The 22,313-nt window shown below is 39.6% G+C and carries 20 protein-coding genes; 14 read left to right on the plus strand and 6 right to left on the minus strand.

All coding sequences use genetic code 11. The annotated features are described in order from the left end of the window. Window position 1: 1 nt before the first annotated feature. From dapB to HBL79_RS04820, 4 genes are all read left to right on the plus strand, one after another. Complete coding sequence (gene dapB / locus HBL79_RS04805) at window positions 2-814, plus strand: 4-hydroxy-tetrahydrodipicolinate reductase (protein ID WP_035684866.1); 813 nt, start codon at window positions 2-4, stop codon at window positions 812-814. A 1,274-nt stretch (window positions 815-2,088) separates the two neighbouring features. Continuing rightward, a complete protein-coding gene (gene yfaE / locus HBL79_RS04810) occupies window positions 2,089-2,337 on the plus strand; it encodes a class I ribonucleotide reductase maintenance protein YfaE (protein WP_035684861.1) in 249 nt (82 codons plus the stop codon). Between the two features lie 99 nt (window positions 2,338-2,436). Continuing rightward, window positions 2,437-3,744 (plus strand): type II toxin-antitoxin system HipA family toxin, encoded by a 1,308-nt coding sequence (locus tag HBL79_RS04815; protein ID WP_035684858.1) that lies wholly within the window; start codon window positions 2,437-2,439, stop codon window positions 3,742-3,744. After that, complete coding sequence (locus HBL79_RS04820) at window positions 3,744-4,070, plus strand: helix-turn-helix transcriptional regulator (RefSeq protein WP_081637498.1); 327 nt, start codon at window positions 3,744-3,746, stop codon at window positions 4,068-4,070. Before HBL79_RS04815 ends, HBL79_RS04820 begins: the two co-directional genes overlap by 1 nt. A 40-nt stretch (window positions 4,071-4,110) precedes the next feature. Here HBL79_RS04820 and nrdB read toward each other — a convergent pair whose 3' ends face one another. From nrdB to HBL79_RS04840, 4 genes are all read right to left on the minus strand, one after another. After that, window positions 4,111-5,241, minus strand: a complete 1,131-nt coding sequence (gene nrdB, locus HBL79_RS04825; protein ID WP_035684855.1) for a class Ia ribonucleoside-diphosphate reductase subunit beta — start codon at window positions 5,239-5,241, stop codon at window positions 4,111-4,113. 162 nt (window positions 5,242-5,403) lie between these two features. Further along, window positions 5,404-5,826, minus strand: a complete 423-nt coding sequence (locus tag HBL79_RS04830; protein WP_035684853.1) for a Z-ring associated ZapG family protein — start codon at window positions 5,824-5,826, stop codon at window positions 5,404-5,406. A gap of 134 nt (window positions 5,827-5,960) precedes the next feature. Continuing rightward, on the minus strand, window positions 5,961-7,730 hold the full coding sequence (gene ycaO / locus HBL79_RS04835; protein WP_035684851.1) for a 30S ribosomal protein S12 methylthiotransferase accessory factor YcaO: 1,770 nt from the start codon (window positions 7,728-7,730) through the stop codon (window positions 5,961-5,963). Between the two features lie 106 nt (window positions 7,731-7,836). Further along, complete coding sequence (locus tag HBL79_RS04840) at window positions 7,837-8,568, minus strand: class I SAM-dependent methyltransferase (protein ID WP_035684848.1); 732 nt, start codon at window positions 8,566-8,568, stop codon at window positions 7,837-7,839. Between the two features lie 17 nt (window positions 8,569-8,585). Between HBL79_RS04840 and gloB the strand changes: the two genes are divergently transcribed. Continuing rightward, window positions 8,586-9,287 (plus strand): hydroxyacylglutathione hydrolase, encoded by a 702-nt coding sequence (gene gloB / locus HBL79_RS04845; protein WP_046097389.1) that lies wholly within the window; start codon window positions 8,586-8,588, stop codon window positions 9,285-9,287. 147 nt (window positions 9,288-9,434) lie between these two features. Next, on the plus strand, window positions 9,435-10,739 hold the full coding sequence (gene hemA, locus HBL79_RS04850; RefSeq protein WP_035684844.1) for a glutamyl-tRNA reductase: 1,305 nt from the start codon (window positions 9,435-9,437) through the stop codon (window positions 10,737-10,739). A 42-nt stretch (window positions 10,740-10,781) separates the two neighbouring features. Here the strand turns inward: hemA and HBL79_RS04855 are convergent, their stop codons facing one another. After that, complete coding sequence (locus HBL79_RS04855; RefSeq protein WP_035684842.1) at window positions 10,782-11,294, minus strand: PepSY domain-containing protein; 513 nt, start codon at window positions 11,292-11,294, stop codon at window positions 10,782-10,784. Between the two features lie 126 nt (window positions 11,295-11,420). Here HBL79_RS04855 and HBL79_RS04860 point away from each other — a divergent pair, with 126 nt between their 5' ends. Continuing rightward, entirely contained in the window at window positions 11,421-11,765 is a 345-nt protein-coding gene (locus HBL79_RS04860) for a TonB-dependent receptor (protein WP_046097390.1), read from the plus strand. A 79-nt stretch (window positions 11,766-11,844) separates the two neighbouring features. Here the strand turns inward: HBL79_RS04860 and HBL79_RS04865 are convergent, their stop codons facing one another. Beyond that, window positions 11,845-13,329: a leucyl aminopeptidase gene (locus tag HBL79_RS04865; protein WP_035684840.1), complete on the minus strand. Its 1,485-nt coding sequence runs from the start codon at window positions 13,327-13,329 to the stop codon at window positions 11,845-11,847. 109 nt (window positions 13,330-13,438) lie between these two features. On the opposite strand from HBL79_RS04865, the gene lptF reads away from it, so the two are divergent. The 7 genes from lptF to HBL79_RS04900 all read left to right on the plus strand — a co-directional run bounded on the left by lptF (window position 13,439) and on the right by HBL79_RS04900 (window position 22,173). Beyond that, window positions 13,439-14,536 carry an LPS export ABC transporter permease LptF gene (lptF, locus tag HBL79_RS04870; protein ID WP_206537112.1) on the plus strand — a complete coding sequence of 366 codons (1,098 nt, stop codon included), beginning with the start codon at window positions 13,439-13,441 and terminating at the stop codon, window positions 14,534-14,536. A gap of 24 nt (window positions 14,537-14,560) precedes the next feature. Beyond that, complete coding sequence (gene lptG, locus HBL79_RS04875; RefSeq protein ID WP_035684839.1) at window positions 14,561-15,628, plus strand: LPS export ABC transporter permease LptG; 1,068 nt, start codon at window positions 14,561-14,563, stop codon at window positions 15,626-15,628. A gap of 66 nt (window positions 15,629-15,694) precedes the next feature. After that, on the plus strand, window positions 15,695-16,615 hold the full coding sequence (locus HBL79_RS04880) for a mechanosensitive ion channel family protein (RefSeq protein WP_051128060.1): 921 nt from the start codon (window positions 15,695-15,697) through the stop codon (window positions 16,613-16,615). Between the two features lie 512 nt (window positions 16,616-17,127). Next, window positions 17,128-17,712, plus strand: coding sequence for a fimbrial protein (locus tag HBL79_RS04885; protein WP_035684837.1), 585 nt, complete (start codon window positions 17,128-17,130; stop codon window positions 17,710-17,712). Window positions 17,713-17,807: 95 nt separating this feature from the next. Next, window positions 17,808-18,500 (plus strand): fimbria/pilus periplasmic chaperone, encoded by a 693-nt coding sequence (locus tag HBL79_RS04890; RefSeq protein ID WP_035684835.1) that lies wholly within the window; start codon window positions 17,808-17,810, stop codon window positions 18,498-18,500. An 8-nt stretch (window positions 18,501-18,508) separates the two neighbouring features. Next, window positions 18,509-21,025 carry a fimbria/pilus outer membrane usher protein gene (locus tag HBL79_RS04895; protein WP_035684832.1) on the plus strand — a complete coding sequence of 839 codons (2,517 nt, stop codon included), beginning with the start codon at window positions 18,509-18,511 and terminating at the stop codon, window positions 21,023-21,025. Next, complete coding sequence (locus HBL79_RS04900) at window positions 21,010-22,173, plus strand: fimbrial protein (protein ID WP_244300931.1); 1,164 nt, start codon at window positions 21,010-21,012, stop codon at window positions 22,171-22,173. Before HBL79_RS04895 ends, HBL79_RS04900 begins: the two co-directional genes overlap by 16 nt. The last annotated feature ends 140 nt before the right edge of the window (window positions 22,174-22,313 follow it).

The following is a 22,313-nucleotide window of genomic DNA, read 5'->3' on the forward strand; positions in this document are numbered from 1 at the left end:
TATGACATTAAAAATTGCCGTTGTTGGTGCAGGTGGCAGAATGGGGCGCCAACTTATTCAAGCCGTGCATAACGCAGAGAGTATCGAATTAGGGGCAGCCTTTGAGCGTAAAGGCTCATCATTGGTGGGAGCTGATGCAGGGGAATTGGCAGGCATCGGACAACTTGGCATCATCGTTTCAGATGATTTGAACGCAGAAAAAGATCGTTTTGACTTAATCATTGATTTCACCCGCCCAGAAGGCACATTGGCTCACCTTGATTTTTGTGTACAACATCAGAAAAAAATGGTGATCGGCACAACGGGCTTTGATGACGCAGGCAAAGCTGCGATTGACAATGCCGCAGAAAACATCGCGATCGTTTTTGCCTCAAATTACAGTGTTGGCGTAAATTTAGTATTCAAATTATTAGAAAAAGCTGCCAAAGTGATGGGCGATTATTGCGATATTGAAATTATCGAAGCACATCACCGCCACAAAGTGGACGCACCATCAGGCACAGCTTTATCAATGGGCGAGCATATTGCCAAAACCTTAGGACGTGATTTAAAAACTCACGGCGTATTCTGCCGCGAAGGCATCACAGGTGAACGCAAACGCGATGAAATCGGCTTTTCTACCATTCGAGCCAGTGATGTGGTAGGCGAACATAGCGTCTGGTTCGCCGATATTGGCGAACGGGTCGAAATCTCCCACAAAGCCTCAAGCCGAATGACCTTCGCAAATGGTGCAGTGCGTGCCGCAAAATGGCTAGGCGAAAAAGAAAAAGGCTTATTTGATATGACGGACGTGTTGAGTTTGAATGAACTTTAAGATTTGTTGAATTAAAAGTGCGGTGGGAATTTTCTAATTTTTAAAATTCTGTAGGAAATGACCGCACTTTATTGATTGTTTTTTTCTTTGGGATTGATAATGGGTTTCGCTCGTTGAGCGACCTACTTTCTTTTGCTTGCTCAAAAGAAAGTAGGCAAAGAAAAAAGCACCCCGACTAAATTGCTGATCTTCATTTTTAACAAATTTTCTTCACAAAAAGTAAGCCTGATGTTCGCTATGCTCTCGCTCGGCGTTACTTTTCTAAAAATTTGTTAAAAATGAAGGCAATTTACACGGGGAAAGAAGCTCTCTGCTAATGCTTGTTTTTATTTAAAATCTATATAGCAAAAGCAAAAAATTTGTTTTTATATTATTTTTAATAAATGTTCTTCACGAAAAGTAAGCCTGATGTTTGCTACGCTCTCGCTCGGCATTACTTTATCTAAAAATTTGTTAAAAATGAAGGCAGTTTACACGGGGAAAGAAGCTCTCTGCTAATGCTCGTTTTTATTTGAAATCTATATAGCAAAAGCAGAAAATTTGTTTTTATATTATTTTTAATAAATGTTTTTAACAAAAAGTAAGTCTGATGTTCGCTAAGCTCTCGCTCGGCATTACTTTTCTAAAAATTTGTTAGAAATGAAGGCAATTTACACGGGGAGTTAATCTTTTCACTTATTAAGATTTTTTCAAAATTTATATAAAAAAGAGGAAGTTTGTTTTATTTTTCTATTTTATAAGGTGCAAAGAAATGGTGATGCTTTTACACAATCTTAAAAGCTTAAAAATTTCCACCACACTTTAACATTTAATCTAGCATTCCCCGTCCAAACCCGCCCGAATGGAAATAAAATTTTTAGAAAAGTAACGCCTGAACGCAGCGTAGCGAGTATGGGCTTACTTTTCGTTAAGAAAATTTTGTTGGAATGAGGAAAAAGTGGTTTGATCGGGGTTCCCTTTTCTTTGCTTCCTTTCTTTTGGGAATGTAAAAGAAAGGAAGTCGCTCAACGAGCGAAATCCGTTAGTTATTTCAAAGAAAAATGCGATTTAACGATGAAACAAAAAATTTTACTTCCTTCCATTCGGGAAATGCAAAAGAAAGGAAGTCGCTCAACGAGCGAAATACATTATTACTTGCAAAGAAAAACGAAATTTAGCCAGAAAAATTTTTCTCTTACTTCTCATTAAGAACGCAAAAGAAAGTAAGTTTCTCGACAAGCAAAATTCGTTATTTACAAAAAAATGTTATTTTTATATTTCACTTTTATAAAAAAATGAAAATTACCCTATTAAAACAAAAAATCACCCTTGAACATCACAACGAAATGTCGTTACTCCAAAAATTAGAAATCAACGGTATTTATCCTGAATATCAATGCCGTTCTGGCTATTGCGGTGCTTGTCGCACAAAAATAAAGAGTGGTAAAGTCGGCTATAATGAACCACCACTTGCTTTTGTAAATGAAAACGAAGTGCTACTTTGCTGCTGCCAAGTGGAAAGTGATTTGGAGTTGGAATTATAAGTGCGGTGTTTTGTCTGATTTATTTGCTAAATTGCTTTTGATTGGTATATCATTCAAATAATAACTGTTTAACTAAAATTTGTTTGATATATCACGCAAATGGAAAAATTAACACTTCAGACTTATATTGATCAAGAATGGCGGGATATGGCTGAGCTTCATTTTGAAAAGGAAACCTATCAACTATCCAATCTTGTTTATTTTCCCGATTATATTACGCAGTATTTCGGGCAAGAAGGCTCTCGTGCAGTTTCAATTAATTACCCTGTCCATATTTTTATTGAAAATCGAAAAACATTGTGGTCTTGCATTGGTGATATTGCCCCAGCTGGAGCAAGTCGTCGTTATTGGATTGAAAGTTTAGATATTAAGCATTTACCTGAATCTGAACAAAATTACCGATTATTGAAATATGGTGCGATTTCACCAGTGGGAAATTTACGTATAAAGGAAGCGACGCCTCAAAAAACAGAAGTACGTTATTTTGATATTGAAAAAGTCAAAGATCGCCAAAGTGATTTTCTTGAATATGCTAATCAAAGCGGTGCTATGGTGGGCGGTGCAACAGGTGCTGGCGGTGAAGCACCTAAACTATTATTAAAACGTCATAATGGTAAAGTTTGGATTGATAATCTGCAAGATGGAAAAGATCAAGATATTAGTTATTTAGTAAAATATCCTCGTGGACGTTATTCACCCATTGATTGTGATATTTTGCGTGCGGAATTTCATTATTATCAAGAAGTAGCTGAATTAGGTTTTGATACTATCGATATTCACCATATGTGCCTTGAAGAAGGCGAGCGTTATCCATCGCTTTGGTTGCCACGTTTCGATATTACAAAGAAAGAGGGAAAATACAACCGTTTGGCTTTAGAGTCTGTTTATTCAATGTTACAAAAACAAGGTGGAACATTAGAACACGAAGTGACAATTCGTCAATTAATAAAAATAATTTCTGCTTCAAATTTGGAATTTGATCAGCAACATTTTGTCCTTGAGTGGGTTAAACGAGATTTACTGAATATTGCCTTTGGGAATAGTGATAATCACGGTAGAAATATGGCTTTTTTGCGAGATGAACAAAAAATCTGGCTTGCACCAATTTATGATTTTGCACCAATGCGTGCTGATCCTGAGGGGATTATCCGTTCAACAACGTGGAATCGAAAAGGGAGTTTGCCACAAGAATTTGCAGGTGAATATCGATTTGATTTAATTGCAGAGTCATTGTCTGACCTTATTGAACCGAGTTTGTTGCTTACAGAACTACAACAACTCGCAATAAGGTTAGTGGATTTAAAATCACGCTTAGCACAACGCGGTGTGCCACAAGCTATTTTAGATCATCCCTCCATTGGATTTGATTATTTGCCAGAAAAACTAAAAGCATGGGGGCTTGTGTAATGATAACAAGAAAAAATGCGTCTAAAGTTGGTGCAACGATTTCTACAACTGAACGTAATAATGTTAGAAATAGAATTATCAAAGCGTTGTTATTAGGTAAAATGACGCAAGGACAGGCACTGCGTAAATTACGCATAGAAATGCTTGGCGTTAATCAGCAACAATATATGAAGGTGGTTAAGGTTTCACGTCAAACCCTTTCTAATATAGAAAATGACAAAGGAAATTACAGCGTTGAAACCATAAATCAAGTATTCAAACCCTTTGGATTTGAGTTGGGATTAGTGCCTATTTCTAAAGAGTTACTCACTGAAATTATGCAATAAAAAGGGGCTACTAGATTAGCCCCTGATTTTAGGCAAATTCTTACAGATCAAAATCACCAAAATCATTGGTATCCACTTTGGCGTCAATTTGCCCAACGAGGTAAGAACTCACTTCTACTTCTTGCGGGGCGACTTGTACATTGTCCGACACCAACCACGCGTTGATCCAAGGGATTGGGTTTGAGCGTGCTTCAAATGGCAATGGTAAGCCGACTGCTTGCATACGGATATTGGTGATGTATTCTACATATTGCACCAAAATATCTTTATTTAAGCCAATCATTGAACCATCTTTAAATAAATAATCAGCCCATTCTTTCTCTTGTTCCGCGGCAGCTAGGAAAAGTTCATAGGCTTCTTGCTTACATTCTTCGGCAATTTCAGCCATTTCAGGATCATCTTGCCCTGCTGCCATAATGTTTAGAATGTGCTGTGTTCCCGTTAAGTGTAGTGCTTCATCGCGGGCGATAAATTTGATGATTTTGGCGTTGCCTTCCATTAGTTTCCGTTCCGCAAAGGCGAAAGAGCAAGCAAAGGAAACATAAAAACGAATGGCTTCTAAGGCGTTTACGCTCATTAAGCAGAGGTAAAGTTGTTTTTTTAGATTGCGCAGGGTGACGACACATTCTTTGCCATCCACGGTGTAAGTGCCTTCACCATAAAGGCTATAAAGCTGGCTGTCGCGGATTAAATCATCATAATAGGCGGAGATGTCTTTTGCGCGTTTGATGATTTCTTCGTTAGTTACGATATCATCAAAAACGATAGACGGATCATTGACGATATTACGAATAATATGCGTATATGAGCGGCTGTGAATGGTTTCAGAGAATGTCCAAGTTTCGATCCACGTTTCCAGTTCAGGAATAGAAACCAATGGCAATAGCGCCACATTTGGGCTACGACCTTGAATGGAATCAAGCAGAGTTTGATACTTTAAGTTACTGATAAAAATATGTTTTTCGTGTTCGGGTAGGGCGGCATAGTCAATGCGATCTTGCGACACGTCCACTTCTTCGGGACGCCAGAAGAAAGAAAGTTGCTTTTCTATTAGTTTTTCAAAGGTTTCGTATTTTTGTTGATCGTAACGTGCAACGTTGACATTTTGCCCGAAGAACATTGGTTCTTTGAGCTGATCGTTTTTGGTTTGTGAGAAAGTGGTGTATGCCATAGAATTATCCTTACATCTTTTTAATTGAGAATGGCTCGTATTTTACACTAAAAATCTGATTCGTTTAATGGGTTTTATATATTCTTGAAATTAGCGGACAATAAAAACGGCGAGTTGTTTTAAAACTCACCGTTTTTCAAAGGGTTAGGAAATCATTAAGGACTATTTTTCGGCTTTTAAGATACCTGAAGATCCTTCAGAATAATCTCTTGGGGCATTTTCTTCAGAGCTGTTTCCGGCTTCTGTGGTAGTTTCTTCTGGTTTTTTTTGTTCGAGTTGGTTCTCAAATAACGATTTATTTTCTAATTGAGGTAATAGCTGAACAGAAGAGGTCGCTAAATGTTGATACAGTTTTTGATAATCCTGCGCGAGGGTTTTCAATAAATCTGCACTTTCAGAAAAATGTTTTTCCAAATGTTGTTTTTGTTGATCCAATTCGGATTTTACTTTTTGTAATTCAGCTTCCGTTTTCACTTGTTTTTTCACTGAATCCTTAGTAAAGCGTAATAATAAATAAGCGAGGACAAAACCTACTACTAAACCAATTAGGGCAGGTTGCCACATTTCGGGTGTCCAATTTTGCATAAAAAACTCCTTATGGTAAGAAAAGAACCTTTGGTATCATAACCTTAATCTCAATTTATTTCTTTGGCACAGATCACAAAAAAATACATTGGATAAGTAAGGCGGCGGTTGCACGCCTTATTTTCTATTTTATCTTAAACCGCACTTTGCCAGTAGTCTGCTTTGGCTTTTTGCAATTTATGATAGGCGTTGAGTAATTTTTGATGTGCGTGGAATTGTTGTAAATGCTCATCATCAGCCAATAAATCATAGAACGGATTGCCACCTTGAATGGCATTCCAAGCAAATTCCACCGCACTTTTGCCATACATTTTCTCAAATACCGCACGATATTGAGCGGGATCGCGGTTTTCATCAAGGAATAATTCTAGGCTGTTTACTAAACAGCGGTAATAATTCGCACGCTCTGGGGTAAACACGGATTGATTCATATTTAGCGTCCAGTTTGCCCAATCTAAGGCATTTTCTAAATCTTGTGTAGCAAGATAGAGCATTGCTTTGAGTTCACCAATGCGTAAGGTTGTCCAGCCCGATTTTGGTGGTGGCACGATACCAATAAATTCGCGTACACGAGTGGCATCATCAATGCCTTGTTCGTCAAGCTCATCAAGCAATTCTTGATAAGTGTCTTGATCGTGATGGAAGTGTGGTAAATCAAGCAAAATTTCACGCCAATCCATTCCCATATTATTATTGGCGTAAATTAAATCGTCCGCAGGGTAAATATCCGACATTCCCGGCACAATAATGCGGCAAGCGTAAACGCCGAGATGCTGATAATCCATAATATAGACTTCTTGATTGAGAGCTTGGAAAATCGCCATCAGATTTTGATATTCTTGCTCCGTTGTGCCAGAAAAATCCCAGTCAACAAAAGGATAATCGCTCTCTTGTTTGAATAAATCCCAAGATATTAAACCGCTTGAATCAATAAAATGCGTTTCCAAATTGGCGTGTTCCGCCACATCATCATTATTGAAAGAGGGCGGTGTGAACACATCAAGATCTTTCAGACTACGGCCTTGTAATAATTCGGTTACCGTACGTTCCAATGCCACGCCAAAATTAGGGTGCGCGCCGAAAGAGGCAAAGCAAGTGCCATTTTGTGGATTGAGCAACACCACACAGATTACAGGATATTTTCCCCCTAAGGACGCATCGTAAGCGAGAATTGGAAAGCCTTCTTGCTCAAGGGTGGCAATGGCTTTTTGCACCGCAGGGTAGCGCTGCATTACATCTTGCGGAATAAGCGGCAAGCTAATGGCCTCTGCAATGATTTTGTTTTTCACATAACGCTCAAACACTTCTGAAAGTCCTTGCACACGCGCTTCAAACAAGCTGTTGCCTGCAGACATTCCATTGGAAACATAAAGATTAGCGATAATGCTTTGTGGAATATACACCCTTTGGTTATCCGATTGACGCACATAAGGCATTGCCACAATGCCACGTTCTGCATTGCCCGATTGGAGATCGATCAATAAATCCGGCGTTAATTCGCCATTGGGATCATAATAAGCCAATAAATGCTCATCTAAAATGCCTTCGGGCAGTTCGGTTTCATCTTCAATTTCAAACCATTTTTCATTGGGATAATGTACAAAAGGTGCATTGGCAAGTGCTTGCCCAAGGTAATAGTCGGCAAAGAAATAGTTCGTGGAAAGGCGTTCAAAATATTCCCCTAAGGCAGAAGCCAGCGCGGCTTTTTTGCTCGCCCCTTTACCGTTAGTGAAGCATTGCGGGCAATCTTTATCACGAATATGCACAGACCAAACATTCGGCACGGGATTAAGCCACGAGGCTTCTTCAATATCAAAGCCAAGTGCGGTCAATTTTTGCTGAAATTTTGCAATGCTGTCTTCAAGGGCGGCATCTTTGCCGGGAATAAAGGTTTGTTCTGTCATTTCATATTCTCCAATGGGGAAATACCACTTGTTTTGAGCCGTGCATAATAGGCAAGTTTCGCCTATTCAGCAAGGGGAAATCGTGCTAAAAAGCAAAACCAGTTCGTTATTTCAATGGCGTGTCTTTGATGAGCCTTTCCGCTTTGGCGGCTTGGCGAAAAGCCGTAGCAGGATTGAGAACAGGGGAAAAGGGCGATGTTTGGGGATTTAAGGTCATTGGCAACGTGCGTTTTTGTGCCACAATGATCATCATTTCGCCAAAATAATGGGGTTTTCCTTGCAAGGATAAACATTGCTGATCGAGCAGATCGAAATTGAGCAGGCTCAGCCAATCCACAATCCGACTGGCAAAATAAGGTTTAAACGGTAATTTATTTGTGCCAAAAGGCAAATGTTGTTTAAAGGAAAATAGGCTAAGTGGATTAAATAACGAAAGAAATAAGATCCCTTCTTGGTTGAGTGTACGGGTAACTTCGCGTAACACTTGGTGCGGATCAGCGGTGAAATGTAAGCCGTGTGTGAGTAAGCAGGCGGAGAAACATTCATCGACAAAAGGCAGTGCAGTGGCCTGTGCTTGTACTAAATCAATGTGTGGACATTGTGAAAGTGCGGTCAAATTTTGCGGAATTTTTTCGCTCACAATAATTTGGTGATCGCAAGGGTAATAAGCTATCTCACCACTTAACGAACCCAATTTTAAACAATAATCCCCAGCCTGCCGTGCAAAGTGCTTTGTTAAATATTGCCCAATTAGGCTACAATAACGCTCACCTTGTGGCAGTTGTTGCCAACTTAACGGGGCGTCCATTTTAGGATTGCCGAGAATATTCCACTTCATTTTTAATAAGGATCAATATGTTAGTTCCCATTCCAGCCCTTGATGATAACTATATTTGGCTGTATGCACGAGAAAATTTACCTGTAATTGTGATCGACATCGCAGAAAGCGCGCCTTTGCTTGCTTATTTACAGCAACATCAGCTTGAAGTGGAAGCGGTGCTGCTTACTCATAAGCATCAAGATCACGTTGGCGGCTTGGCAGAATTTAAACAGCATTATCCTAATGTCCCAGTTTTTGGCCCACAAGAAACCGCAGACTTGGGCACAACGCAAATTATTAATGAAGGGGAAATTCACACCACGCATTATCAAATCCAAGTGCTGCCCTCGGGCGGTCACACGGAAAATCACGTGAGTTTTGTGGTGGACGGTCATTTATTTTGTGGTGATACTTTATTTTCGGGCGGTTGCGGACGCGTGTTTACAGGGAATTACGCACAAATGTTTGATTCGCTCCAACGGCTCAAAGCCTTGCCTGATAGCACCATTGTTTGCCCTGCGCACGAATATACCTTAAGCAATTTAAAATTTGCTGAGAACCTGTTAGGCTCGTCTGACTTTCTAACCGATTATACGAGAAAAATTGCAACATTACGCCAACAGAATCAACCGAGTTTGCCCACTACCTTAGCATTAGAAAAACGGATTAATCCTTTTTTACAGGCGGAAAATTTAACCCAATTTACCCAATGGCGAAAATTGAAAGATCAGGGTTAAATTAAACAAAAGTTTTGCTTTTTGCTAGGAAAGGGCAATCCGATTTGCTCAAGGGGAAATAATTGCTTAGAATGAGCAAGTTTTTATTTTCTTTCTTTTTATTTTGTGGGGGCTTGACCGAAAGTGCGGTCAAATTTCAATTAATTTATGACAATTCTTGTTTTAGGCATTAACCATAAAACCGCTTCTGTGTCATTGCGTGAAAAAGTGGCGTTTTCTGATGAAAAGCGTCAGCAGGCATTGCAACAAATTGAGCAATCTGCTTTGGCAGACAGTGCGGTGATTTTGTCCACCTGCAACCGCACGGAAGTGTATTTTCATAATAAAGCCATTTCTCCACAAGATGATGCCCAATGGCAACGCCAATGTATTGATTGGCTGAGCGAAATGCATCACATCGACAAAGAAGAACTCAATCACAGCCTTTACGTCAAACAAAATCAGTTCGCTACGCAACATTTAATGCGTGTCGCGTGCGGATTGGATTCTCTTGTATTGGGTGAGCCACAAATTTTAGGGCAAGTGAAGCAAGCTTATCAGCTAAGTGAAGATTATTATCAGCAACATCAAGGGGCGATTTCAGGCCAGCTTTCTCGCTTATTCCAAAAAACTTTTTCTACGGCGAAACGGGTGCGAACAGAAACCCGTATTGGTGAAAATGCGATCTCTGTGGCTTATACGGCTTGTACTTTGGCTCGCCAAATTTTTGATAGCCTACGCCAGCTTAATATTTTGTTAGTTGGGGCTGGAGAAACCATTGAATTGGTAGCACGTCATTTATTACGTCACGGCGTGAAAAGCTTAACCATTGCCAATCGTACACTTGCTCGTGCTGAACAACTTGTAGAAAAATTGGGATCGGCACAGAAAATTCGTGTGATAGGGCTAAATGAGATTCAAGAGGGCTTAAATCAAGCGGATATTGTGATCAGCTCAACAGGCAGCCCAAACACCTTAATCAGCCAGGCAATGGTGCAGCACGCACAGAAAAAGCGTTGCTATAATCCAATGCTAATTGTTGATATTGCCGTACCGCGTGATGTAGAAGAAAGTGCAGGCGAAGTGGAAAGTGTTTATCATTACACCGTTGATGATTTGCAAAATATCATTCAGCGTAATCTCACCCAGCGGGAACAGGCTTCCGCTGAAGCAGAACAGATTATTGACGAAGAAAATCAGGCCTTTTTTGAATGGCTTAAAATTCACCAGTTTTCCGATTTAATTCGCCGTTATCGCGAAGAGGCGGAACAAACCCGCCAAGAAATGCTTGAAAAAGCCTTGAGTGCCTTACAGCAAGGGGAAAGTGCGGAGCAAATTTTGCAAGAATTAAGCTACAAATTAATGAACAAGTTGATCCACACCCCAACTCAAGCTATGCAAGCTATGATGAAGTTGGGGAATGCTCAAGGATTACAAGCTTTTTCTAAAGAAATTCAATCAGAAGAAAAATAAGGTGAAAAATCGCCTTATTTTGTACCGCACTTTCATTTTTCTTTAATCTGTCAAAATGACAATAGCCGCCATTATTGCACCAGCCAAAATAAAATAGAGACTGCGTTTTAGCATTTTTCTTGAGCCAGGAATGAACCATAGGGAACTAACGCAAAAGAAAAACAGTACCACGCCAAATAGCGTGCTTAACCACGAATATTTGTATTGTGAATTTTCCAAATGTAAGCGGTTAAGTTCGGCTAACCAAGTGGGATATTCCATTGAATAATATTTTGCTTCACCAGTTTTGAGGTGATATTCACCTTGCTCAAAATACATCACATCATTTTTTTCATCGATAATCGTTAAATTTTTAATCCGTAACTTTTGTTTTAGCTGCTCCGTATTTAATTGCGGGGCAATGGTTTTTTCAATATAAACTGAGTGTTTGAAGATCGTGGTATCTCGATAGATGAGGACAATGCCAGTAAAAGCATAAATAGCCATAATAACAAGAAGTAGAAATCCGAAATAGCGATGCAAAATCCGCATCCATTTTGCTGTTGCTTTGCTCATTTGTATGTTGGTTGGAGGTTAAAGATGCGGGGATTATATAGAAATTTTCTCTATTATATAAATGAAAATAATTATTGTTTGCTGGCGTGATGAAATTATCCATAAAATATCTGGCATTAGTTGGTAATGAAAGGAGTTCTTATTTATGAGATTAAATTTTCCACGAAAAATGACCGCACTTTAAATAATACGGGGAATTTCACGAGTAACCTGTTTGTGCGTTATGTGCCAACAGAAAAACTCTATTTAGAAACAGGAGTAACCCATTTAGGAAAACGTTATTATTTTAATGGTAACCAACAGACAATTCTACCAAGTTTTACGCGGGTTGATGCGATGGTGGGGGATAATCTTAATCCTGTTAATATCACCTTTGCGGTATCAAATTTATTTAATAAAACTTATTGGCGTTCTGATTCAATGCCCGGTAATCCGCGTTCATTTAATTTGCGTTTGACGTATATGTTCTAAATTTGGTTAAGCTATTTTTATTAAAGGTCTAGTTTTAAGCTAGACCTTTGATAGTGATATAAATTCTTTATTATCGAGATTATTTGACTTGATTGAGTAAGAATTGGGTGAGGAGGTTTACAGGTCGTCCTGTTGCCCCTTTATTTGCTCCTTGAAGCCAAGCCGTGCCAGCGATGTCTAGGTGTGCCCAAGTGTAGTTTTTGGTGAAGTTGGATAAAAATTCACCTGCAGTAATCGCACCGCCCCAGCGTCCGCCGATGTTAGCGAGATCGGCAAATGGCGATTTTAATTGCTCTTGGTACTCTTCACTTAATGGCAAACGCCACGCTTTATCAGCACTTTGCTCGGCGGCGGATAATAATTGGTTGGCTAAGGCATCATTTGGCGACATTAGCCCGCTGTTATGTTGCCCTAGTGCCACCACGCACGCCCCTGTGAGGGTGGCTACATCGATCACTAATGCGGGGTCAAAACGTTCCACATAGGTGAGGGTGTCGCACAGCACCAAACGGCCTTCCGCATCGGTGTTCAGCACTTCAACGGTTAAGCCTGACATTGTGGTGAGAATATCACCTGGACGGTAAGCATTGCCGTCAGGCAAGTTTTCGCAGCCCGCGAGTACGCCGATCACATTTAATGGCAATTCCAATTCAGCTAAGGCATTCATCACGCCGTAAACGGAAGCCGCTCCGCCCATATCGTATTTCATTTCGTCCATACTGTCGGCTGGTTTTAGGGAAATGCCGCCCGCGTCAAAGGTCAAGCCTTTCCCTACGAGAACGATGGGCTTCGCATTCGGGTCTGGGTGATTGCGGTATTCCATAATGGAAAGCTGAGCTTCGTTGTGGCTGCCTTGCGAAACGGCGAGATAGGCGTTCATTCCCAATTCTGCCATTTCTTTTTCGCCGATGATGGTGGTGCGTAAGTGCGGTGATTTTTGTTCGAGTTTTTTCGCTTTCTCCGCTAAATAGGCAGGGTTGCACACATTCGGCGGGCAGTTTGCCACATCTTTAGCGAGGCGAACCCCTAATGCTACCGCTTGCCCTTGTTTTACGGCATTTTCGGCTTGGGTTTTCTGAGCGTCATTCACGACAAAAACCACTTCTTGCAGTGCGGTTGTGCTATCTGCTTTTTTGCTTTTGAATTGATCGAATTGGTAAAGGCTTTCTTCTAGGCTTTCAATGGCAAAACGCACATTCCAATACAGATCGCGATCGGCAAGGGTTACTTCAGTTAAGAAGTTATGCACTTGTTCGGCATTGGTGGCTTTGACGGCTTGAAAGGCGGTTTTGATCAGCTGTTTATATTGGCGAGCGGTTAATTCTCCTTGCTTTCCACAGCCCACGACAAAAAGACGTGCGAAATTGGCATTCGGTAAATGCAAGGTGATCACTTCGCCTTGCTTGCCCTTCATATCGCCTGAAGCGATCAGTTGGCTAATTGCCCCGTTGCTTAATTGATCCAGCGTTTGTGCGGTGGGGGAGAGTTTACCTTCTTCAAAAACGCCGACGATCCCATTTCCTGTTCCCGCAGAAAGTGCGGTGCTTTTTACAGTATATTTCATTTGTTCCTCACTAATTTACTGCCATCGTGTTAAAAATACGGTATTATACGCCATTCCATTTGAAATGACTTTGATAAAAATTGCAAGTGAAAACAAGATAGGCAATGCTGTGATTTTAACGAGATATTTAACCAAAGAAGTATTAAAAAGCCAAACTGCGATTCTTTTCATTTTACTTCTCATCTTTTTCTGCCAACAACTTGTTCGAGTGCTGGGATCGGCAGCAAACGGTAATGTTCCCGCTGATTTAGTGCTTTCGTTATTGGGATTAGGGATGCCCGCAATGGCACAATTAATGTTACCACTCTGTTTGTTTATTGCTCTGTTGCTCACCTTTGGGCGGTTGTATGCGGAGAGCGAAATCACAGTAATGCGGGCTTGTGGCGTAGGGCAGGGATTATTGGTGAAAGTGGCGTTATTGCTTTCATTGGTTACAGCCAGCTTTGCAGCTTATAACGTGCTGGAACTTTCCCCTTGGGCATTGCAAAAACAAAGCCAAATTGTCAAAGAAGCCAAAGCCAATCCTACAGTGGGGGCGTTAGCCGCAGGGCAATTTATCTCAGCAAGTAGCAAGGATCAAGTGTTATTTATTGATAAAGTCCAAAATAACACCATCGAGGGCGTGTATGTTTTCCAAATGCAAAATAAGAAAAACCAAAAGCCCTCTGTGATTGTGGCAGACTCAGGGGAAATTACCGCGTTGCCGAGTGGCGATCAAGTGTTAAATCTGAATCGTAGCCAACGCGTAGAGGGCAGTGCGGTATTGCCTGATTTCCGCATTACGGATTTTGAACGCTATCAAGCCTATCTCGGTTATAAAGCGACAGCCAATGATGAAGATGATGCGGAAACCTTATCTTTCCAGCAACTTTTAGCAAATACAACGCCTGCGGGAAAAGCGGAACTACATTGGCGGATTACCCTTGTTTTAGCCGTGCCGTTAATGGCATTAATTGCTGTGCCGATGAGCCGTGTTAATCCACGTCAGGGGCGTTTTGCGAATATTCTGCCCGCTTTGTTGCTCTATTTGATTTATTTTTTATTGCAAAGCTCGTTGAAATCCGCAGGGGCTGCGGGGAAATTAGATGCCAGCCTATGGCTTCCTTTGGTGAATATAGGCTTTTTTGTGTTAGGCATTTTGCTCAATAGCTGGAACAGTGCCGTGATGTATAAAGTGCGTTATGCGTTGTTCAAAAAACGTCGCTAGGAAGAAAAGTTAGGAACAAAAATAATGATGAATACCTTAGACCGTTATATTGGCAAATCCATTTTGGGGGCGATTTTTGCTGTGTTGCTTACATTGGTGGGGCTTTCGGCGATTATTAAATTTGTTGAACAGTTTCGTAGCCTAGGAAAGGGAACATATGATGTGTTGCAAGCAGGGCTGTTTACGCTTCTCACCATTCCTAAAGATATTGAAACCTTTTTCCCAATGGCAGCATTATTGGGGGCGTTGATTGCGTTAGGAAATTTAGCCAGCCGTAGTGAATTGGTGGTAATGCAGGCTTCGGGCTTTTCGCGTTTAAAAATCGGGCTTGCGGTGATGAAAACCGCAATTCCGCTCGTGATTATCACAATGGCGATCGGCGAATGGGGCATTCCGCAAACGGAACAATTTGCCCGCGATATGCGAACCCGTGCGATTTCAGGCGGTGAAATGCTTTCAGTGAAAAATGGGGTTTGGGCGAAAGAAGGCAATGATTTTATTTATGTCAGACAGATTATCGATAACGTCAAACTGAACGACATCTATATTTACCACTTCAATGATAATCGCCAATTAACCCAAGTAAGCCACGCCAATCAAGCGGAATTTAGGGACGGGAATTGGCAATTAAATCAAGTCAATAAATCTCAAATTGGCACGGATAAAATTGATACGACTAACTATCTGTATGAAACCTGGCAAACGACGCTCACGCCCGATAAATTAGGTATCGTTTCTCTCCGCCCGACTTCCTTATCCATTTCAGGGCTGGCGGAATACATTGCGTTTATGAAAGAAACGGGGCAAGACGCAAAACGCTTTGAACTGACTTATTGGCGGAAACTATTTCAACCTATTTCTGTGGGCGTGATGATGTTGTTGGCGTTATCCTTTATTTTTGGGCCATTGCGTAGCGTAACAATGGGGGCAAGAATGCTCACAGGTATTTGCTTCGGTTTTCTTTTTTATGTGGTTAATGAGATTTTCGGACCACTCAGTTTAGTTTATAATGTGCCACCGATCGCAGGGGCATTAATGCCAAGCGGATTATTTATTCTCATCACTTGGTGGTTGTTAGCACGCAAACGCTAAGCCAAAAGTGCGGTGTAAAAAGAGCCATTTTTTCGATGGCTTTTCTTTTGATTAATAGGAAATTTTATGACAGAAAACAATTCATTCGATTTAGTTACCCACACCCTTACGCAATGGAAAGATTGGCTCATTGGCTTCATTCCTAACATTGTGTCAGCTATTATTTTACTTGTTTTATTTTATTTTCTCGCCAAAATTTTGAGTAAAACGGCGTTACGCATTTACAGCCGTCTGTTCCCTGCCAACCGCCGTGCGGCAAAGGGCATCGAAATTAGCGTGAAAATTCTCATTTGGTTTTGTGGTGTGATTTTAGCCTTGCAAGTGTTGCATTTAGTCTCATTTCTCACTCACTTACTTGCTGGAGCAGGGATTGTGGGAATTATCGCAGGGTTTGCCTTTAAAGACATTGCGTCAAACGCTTTTTCTGGCTTGTTGATTAAATCCGAACAGCCTTTCGACATCGGCGACTGGGTAAATATTAATAATTCTATCGGAAAAGTGGTGAACATCGGCTTAGTAACCGTCGAGCTGGAAACCATCGAGGGCGAAACCGCGTTGATTCCTAACCAATTGATTGATAGTGCTGAATTTTTCAACTATTCAAAATTGAAAAAACGTCGCGTGATTTTATCCACAGGGGTTTCTTATGGCGACGATTTAGAAAAAGTGCGTCAAACCACGTTGGCATTAATGCAAGAATGGGATTTTGTGATTGATAAAAATGACATCAACTTTTATTTCACCGATATTGGTAGCTCCACCTATGATTTCATCGTGCGTTTCTGGGTAGATTTCATTACTTATGAAGACTATTTAGAAGCTAAAAGCCAAGCCATAATGGCATTGAAAAAACGCTTCGAGCAAGAAAATATCAGCATTGCCTATAACGTAACCACTCTTGATTTTGGGGTGAAAGGCGGTGTGAATTTGTTCGATAAAGCCGTAAAATTTGAACAAGATATGACCCCGCAAGCAAAGGCTGAATAATTTTTGTGGCGTTGAAGAAGTAAAAAGTCTATGTAAAAATCTATTTAAATGGGCTTTAGAGGACAGATATAGGTCTAGCACAAAGTGTTAGACCTTTAATGTAATAGGGGGGTTATATAAAATCGCTGAATATGAAATAACCGTTATCTCTGAAATAGGCATTTGAAATAACAAGCGTTAATCGATTTCCCAAACTTCTCTTCATCTACAAAATTGATTGTCCTCTCGATTTTGCGTCTAGTCGAGAAAATTTTCTCTTTTTATTGTGCCAATGAAGTGTATCCTTTACATTCTTAAAAGAGGAAAAAGAGGTTGATAATAGCCTTTGCAAAAGGTTCTTTTTTCATTTTTGCTGTTTTTTAGGGGGAGAATAAAATGCAAACTAACAATAAAATGCTATTTTTTTATATTTTTACGATATAAATTGATATTTTTTGTAAAATATGCTTGCCCCCCCCGAAATTTTGTATACTCCGAGCGAATTTACTTAATCCTTAAGGAGTATTGAAAAAATGAAAAAATTGGTTTTAACAACTTTAATTGCCGCTGGATTGGGGGTTGCTCAAACAGCATTTGCCGACCAAACAAACTCAGGAACTATTACTATTACAGGTAAGGTACTAGATACGACTTGTAAAATTAATGGGCAAGATAGTGGTGATCTTACTGTAAAATTACCACCAGTTTCTACAAAAGCATTAGCTTCAACAGGAAAAACTGCAGGTACTACATTATTTACTATTGATCTAAGCGAATGTTCTTCAGCAAGTAGTAAGCTTGCAAGTAAAGCAGCTGTCTATTTTTCAAATGATGCTGACAAAGTGACGGCTGATGGTAAACTACTAAATAAACCAGGTGGTTTTCCAGGTGATGCTGCTCAAAATGTGGTTGTTCAGTTGCTTCATAAAGATGATACTGTGATTGATATTACTCAAGCATATGATCAATATACACAAGATAAAGATAAAGTTGCAATTACTGGAAATTCTCCGAATGGGAAAGCGAAACTTCAATATAAAGCACGTTATTATGCAACTGATGTAGCTGGTGCTGGTGAAGTGAAATCTACCGTGAATTATACCATCGCATACGAATAATCTTTTTTATTTATCGGGCAGATTTCCTGCCCGATTTTTTAATTATCTTATTGTTTTTTATTACTTACTTTTTTGTGTGTTTTATTGGGGGGCTTATGTTGAAATTTTTTTTCACCATCATTATTGCGTTTATGGCAATGTCTGTTTCAGCCAATGTGATTATCACAGGCACCCGTGTGATTTATCCTTCTAATCAGAAGAATGTAAGTGTACAACTTACGAATGCGGGAACTAATCCTTCTTTAGTTCAGGCTTGGATTGATAATGGTGATCCGAAAGCTTCACCAGAAACAATTAAAACGCCCTTTGTGATTACACCGCCGATTTCTCGCATTGATGGAAATAAAGGGCAAACACTGCGTATTACCTATACAGGTGCCTCACTGCCTAAGGACCGTGAATCTATTTTCTATTTAAATGTATTAGATATTCCACCAAAGCCAAAAGACCAAAATCAAAATTATTTACAAATTTCTTTGCGTAGCCGTATCAAACTTTTTTTCCGCCCAGTGGAATTAACAATTTCGCCGAGTGATGCCTATTCACAAGTAAAATGGCGTGGGCAGGGTAAACAATTGTTTGTGGACAATCCAACTCCTTATTACATCACTTATCCAGAAGTGAAAATTGGCACAGCAGAAACCCTGAGTGCGAATATGATAGCACCGTTTTCACAAGCCACTTTTCAATTAAATAAACCGATTCCAGCTAAAGCAACCACCGTAACTTGGACTGTTATTAACGATTATGGTGCAACGCCAAGTGGCACTAGTGCTATGCAATATTAATAATAAATATGATAAAACCTAAATTTTTCAGCAAACCAACAAAATTCAAACTAAGCTATTTATCATTAATTTTGTTAAATAGTTGGTTTAGTTATGTTTATGCTAATGAATATGTGGAGTTCGATTCTGATTTTTTGTTTGGCAGTGAGAGTAGAAAAAATGTTGATGTTCAACGTTTTAGTTATGATAACGCAGTGCCAGCAGGTGAATATACTGTAGATGTTTATTTGAATGAAAATTTACTTGGGCGTATTAATATTCAATATGCTGATGTACCTAATCAAAAACGTACCGCACTATGTGCGACAGAAACATTACTTACGTTGTTAGATTTAAAAAATGAAGCGTTGACAGATAAGCCTAAAGCAACGAAGGCAAATTGTCAGTTTTTCTCTGAACTCGTCCCTGAAGCCACAGCGAGCTTTGATATAGGGCAATTACGATTAGATGTGAATATCGCACAGGCTCTAATTACCCAACGTCCACAGGGCTATATTTCACCAGCACAATGGCAAGATGGCACTCCCGTTGCTTTTGTGCGTTATGATGCAACACATTATCGTTATAAATATTCAGATATAAACGCTCAACAGACCTATTTGGGCATTGATGCAGGTGTTAATTTATTTGGTTGGGCATTGCGTCATCGTGGTTCTCAGACTTGGACTGATCAACAAAAACAGAGCTATCAGCGAATTGCAACCTATGCTAAACACGATGTTCCTCTGCTACGCGGTCAATTTACCATTGGAGATTTTTATACCAATGGCAGATTAATGGACAGTATCGCAATTCGAGGGGTGCAGTTAGAATCCGATGATAGAATGCTTGCAGCTTCTGAACGTTACTATGCACCAGTTATACGAGGCGTTGCCAATACTAATGCGATTGTTAGCGTTCGACAAAGCGGTAATCTATTACGAGAAGTTTCTGTACCTGCGGGAGCTTTCTCCATTGATGACCTATTCCCAACCGGTTATGGTGGTGATCTTGAGGTGGAAGTGTTAGAAGCGAATGGTGAGAAACGCACATTTACAGTGCCATATACTGCTACTGCACAATTAATCCGCCCAGGTTATAGTCGTTATCAATTAAGTGCGGGGCGTTATCGTTATAATAATGAAATTTTAGATAATGTTGCACAAGCAACTTGGCAATATGGATTAAGCAATAATATCACATTTAACCTTGGTGCAATCTTAGCTAAAAATTACCATTCAGAATTAATTGGTGTCGCAGTCAATACGCCTATTGGGGCATTTTCTGGAAATGCAACATTCTCAACGGCTAAACTTTTGGATTCGCAACAAAAATATAAGGGATATAACCTTCATTTCAGTTATAACACCCATATTGAACCAACCAATACAAATGTAACATTGGCAGCATATCGCTATTTATCCCGTAAATATTACAGTTTGCAAGATACGATATTGGCGAACAATCGTGATTTTGTTGATAGACAAGAGATTGATATGTCGTCATATTATTATCGTCCAAAGAATCAATTTCAAGTAACAGTCAGCCAAGTGTTTAAAGACAATTGGGGAAGTGTTTATGTTAATGGTAGCACCTATACCTATTGGGATAGCAATGAGAAACGCAATGAATACCAAATTGGTTATGGTAATAGCTATAAAAGACTCAGTTACAGTTTTTCTTTTTCACAAGGGAAAACAAGTGATGGCAACAATGATAGAAGAGTTTATCTGTCATTATCCTTGCCGTTAGGTAATAGCGTTAATAGTGCTTATATTTCACAAACGCTTAATTATAATAAAGAAAATGGCTATTACGCCTCAACTTCGTTATATGGGTCATTGGGCGAACAAGGCAAATATAACTACAATATTGCAGTGAGCAAACAGAAAGATAACAGCAATATTTCCTTTAACAATAACTACTCAAGCCCACAAGCACGCCTTAGTGCTTCTTGGAGCCGTGATAATAAAGGCAGTCAGCAAATATCATTCGGTGCATCTGGTGCTGTTGTGGCTCATCCAAAAGGCATTACATTATCCAATGATTTAGGCGATAGTTTTGCAATTATTCACGCCAAAGGTGCAAAAGGGGCATTAATTAATGGTTCGGTAGGTAATAAAATTGATCACTTCGGTAACGGTATTGTGCCTTATATTGAACCTTACGCAATTAACTATGTAGGGCTGGATGGGAATTCGCTACCAAGCACGGTTGAGCTATCAGCCACAGAACAATCGGTAATTCCGCGTGCCAATCAAGCAATATTAGTGAATTTTGAAACAGAGCAAGGTGCGGTTGTCTTCTTTGAATTAACTAATGATGAAAAAGATTTGCCACCATTAGGTACAGAAGTGTTTGATCAAAATAATCAATCAGTCGGTGTGGTGGCACAAGGTGGCACAATCTATACTCGAGGCATTGCAGAAAGTGGTGAATTAAAACTTTCTTGGGGCGAAACACGTTGCCATATCAATTATCAACTTCCACCAGAGAGCGATAACACAATGCCTGTTATTGTGCCAGTACAATGCCAGTTTTATTAAAAGGGGAAAAAATGAAAGGGAAAATAATTCATTGGTTTATATCGATGATGGCTTTGGTGATTTTGTTTAAACCATCATTTTCTTTTGCCTATATATTTGAAGGGAAAGATGTTGGAGGATCGACAGTACCACCAAAGCAAGAACGTTATTTTAACGTTAATTATCATCGTGTTGGTTATAATGAGGTGGTTTATCGTTGGAATATAGGTGAAATAATGGCGGGAAACTACTGTAGGCAACGTGCTGGTGTAATGAATCCAGTGGATAAATATTGGTTAGAAATTAAATATTTTGATACACAAGAAAAAAGTAGTCAGTATTTTGAAAGAAGGTTACTGGAAGTAAATAATCGTCTAGTAACAATTAATGATGCAAGCTCATATCAATTTGCTATTGTTGAGCGTGGACAATCATTGACATTTGATTTAAGACTAAAGCTAAAAGATACTTTTCTCTATAATACAACGCCAGCGGATATTTCTATTCCGGCAAACACGCCTTTGGCAATCATTACGATGTTATGTGTGGATAAAACGACATCAGGTAATACCGTAGAGGATTATCAAAAAACTGATAATAGGGAGTATAAATATAATTCATTCTCTATAATAAAAATTACCTCCGCGGATTCTGCAACCTTTAGTTTTGCCCGAACTTGCACACTGGAAAATAATAACCAAACGATTAAACTAAAGGATGTGACTGTAAAAGAACTTAATGAGAATGACGAAGTGCTAGGTAATACTTTTGATATTGGGCTTAATTGCCCCGGAGGAAGTGTAAAAAATGCTTATATTCTCTTTACTGATGCACTTTCTCCATCAAATACAGGCACGCTACCGCGTGTTGGGGCGATTGGACGATTACATTCATCTGAAACTATGGCTACACAGACTGTATTAAGCGTAAAAGATTCAGTGACTAAACAGTATTTAACTTATAGACAGCCTTTAATAGCAAACGGTGATTTTTTTAATAAGCCAACAGGAAATCAAGCGGCAGGTTTTTACTCATTTAATCAGGAGACATTAACTATTAACCGAAAGCCTAAGCATCGTTATGAGGTTTATTATCGTAAGTTACCAAATAGCACGCCGAAAGCTGGAACAATATCAGCCAAGATGACTTACAATATTTATTATGATTGATTACGCATAATCTTATTGCGTTTTTAGCATAATCAAATTGTTGATAAAACGCTCTCCCCTTGGTTAAGAGGAGAGTGTTTTTATTTCTGATGAGTGGGGGATAAAAAACAAACCTATGACAAATATCATAGGTTTGTGAC

It is taken from the genome of Avibacterium paragallinarum, from assembly GCF_011765605.1.
GTDB lineage: Bacteria > Pseudomonadota > Gammaproteobacteria > Enterobacterales > Pasteurellaceae > Avibacterium > Avibacterium paragallinarum.

Coding starts and splice junctions, on each gene's coding strand:
- HBL79_RS04815 (WP_035684858.1), top strand. CDS start 2,437: ATGGAAAAATTAACACTTCAGACTTATATTGATCAAGAATGGCGGGAT.
- HBL79_RS04855 (WP_035684842.1), bottom strand. CDS start 11,294: ATGAGCAAAGCAACAGCAAAATGGATGCGGATTTTGCATCGCTATTTC.
- HBL79_RS04820 (WP_081637498.1), top strand. CDS start 3,744: ATGATAACAAGAAAAAATGCGTCTAAAGTTGGTGCAACGATTTCTACA.
- HBL79_RS04895 (WP_035684832.1), top strand. CDS start 18,509: ATGATAAAACCTAAATTTTTCAGCAAACCAACAAAATTCAAACTAAGC.
- hemA (WP_035684844.1), top strand. CDS start 9,435: ATGACAATTCTTGTTTTAGGCATTAACCATAAAACCGCTTCTGTGTCA.
- HBL79_RS04890 (WP_035684835.1), top strand. CDS start 17,808: ATGTTGAAATTTTTTTTCACCATCATTATTGCGTTTATGGCAATGTCT.
- gloB (WP_046097389.1), top strand. CDS start 8,586: ATGTTAGTTCCCATTCCAGCCCTTGATGATAACTATATTTGGCTGTAT.
- dapB (WP_035684866.1), top strand. CDS start 2: ATGACATTAAAAATTGCCGTTGTTGGTGCAGGTGGCAGAATGGGGCGC.
- HBL79_RS04830 (WP_035684853.1), bottom strand. CDS start 5,826: ATGCAAAATTGGACACCCGAAATGTGGCAACCTGCCCTAATTGGTTTA.
- lptG (WP_035684839.1), top strand. CDS start 14,561: ATGATGAATACCTTAGACCGTTATATTGGCAAATCCATTTTGGGGGCG.
- nrdB (WP_035684855.1), bottom strand. CDS start 5,241: ATGGCATACACCACTTTCTCACAAACCAAAAACGATCAGCTCAAAGAA.
- HBL79_RS04885 (WP_035684837.1), top strand. CDS start 17,128: ATGAAAAAATTGGTTTTAACAACTTTAATTGCCGCTGGATTGGGGGTT.
- yfaE (WP_035684861.1), top strand. CDS start 2,089: ATGAAAATTACCCTATTAAAACAAAAAATCACCCTTGAACATCACAAC.
- HBL79_RS04880 (WP_051128060.1), top strand. CDS start 15,695: ATGACAGAAAACAATTCATTCGATTTAGTTACCCACACCCTTACGCAA.
- HBL79_RS04840 (WP_035684848.1), bottom strand. CDS start 8,568: ATGAAGTGGAATATTCTCGGCAATCCTAAAATGGACGCCCCGTTAAGT.
- HBL79_RS04865 (WP_035684840.1), bottom strand. CDS start 13,329: ATGAAATATACTGTAAAAAGCACCGCACTTTCTGCGGGAACAGGAAAT.
- HBL79_RS04900 (WP_244300931.1), top strand. CDS start 21,010: ATGCCAGTTTTATTAAAAGGGGAAAAAATGAAAGGGAAAATAATTCAT.
- ycaO (WP_035684851.1), bottom strand. CDS start 7,730: ATGACAGAACAAACCTTTATTCCCGGCAAAGATGCCGCCCTTGAAGAC.
- HBL79_RS04860 (WP_046097390.1), top strand. CDS start 11,421: ATGAAAGGAGTTCTTATTTATGAGATTAAATTTTCCACGAAAAATGAC.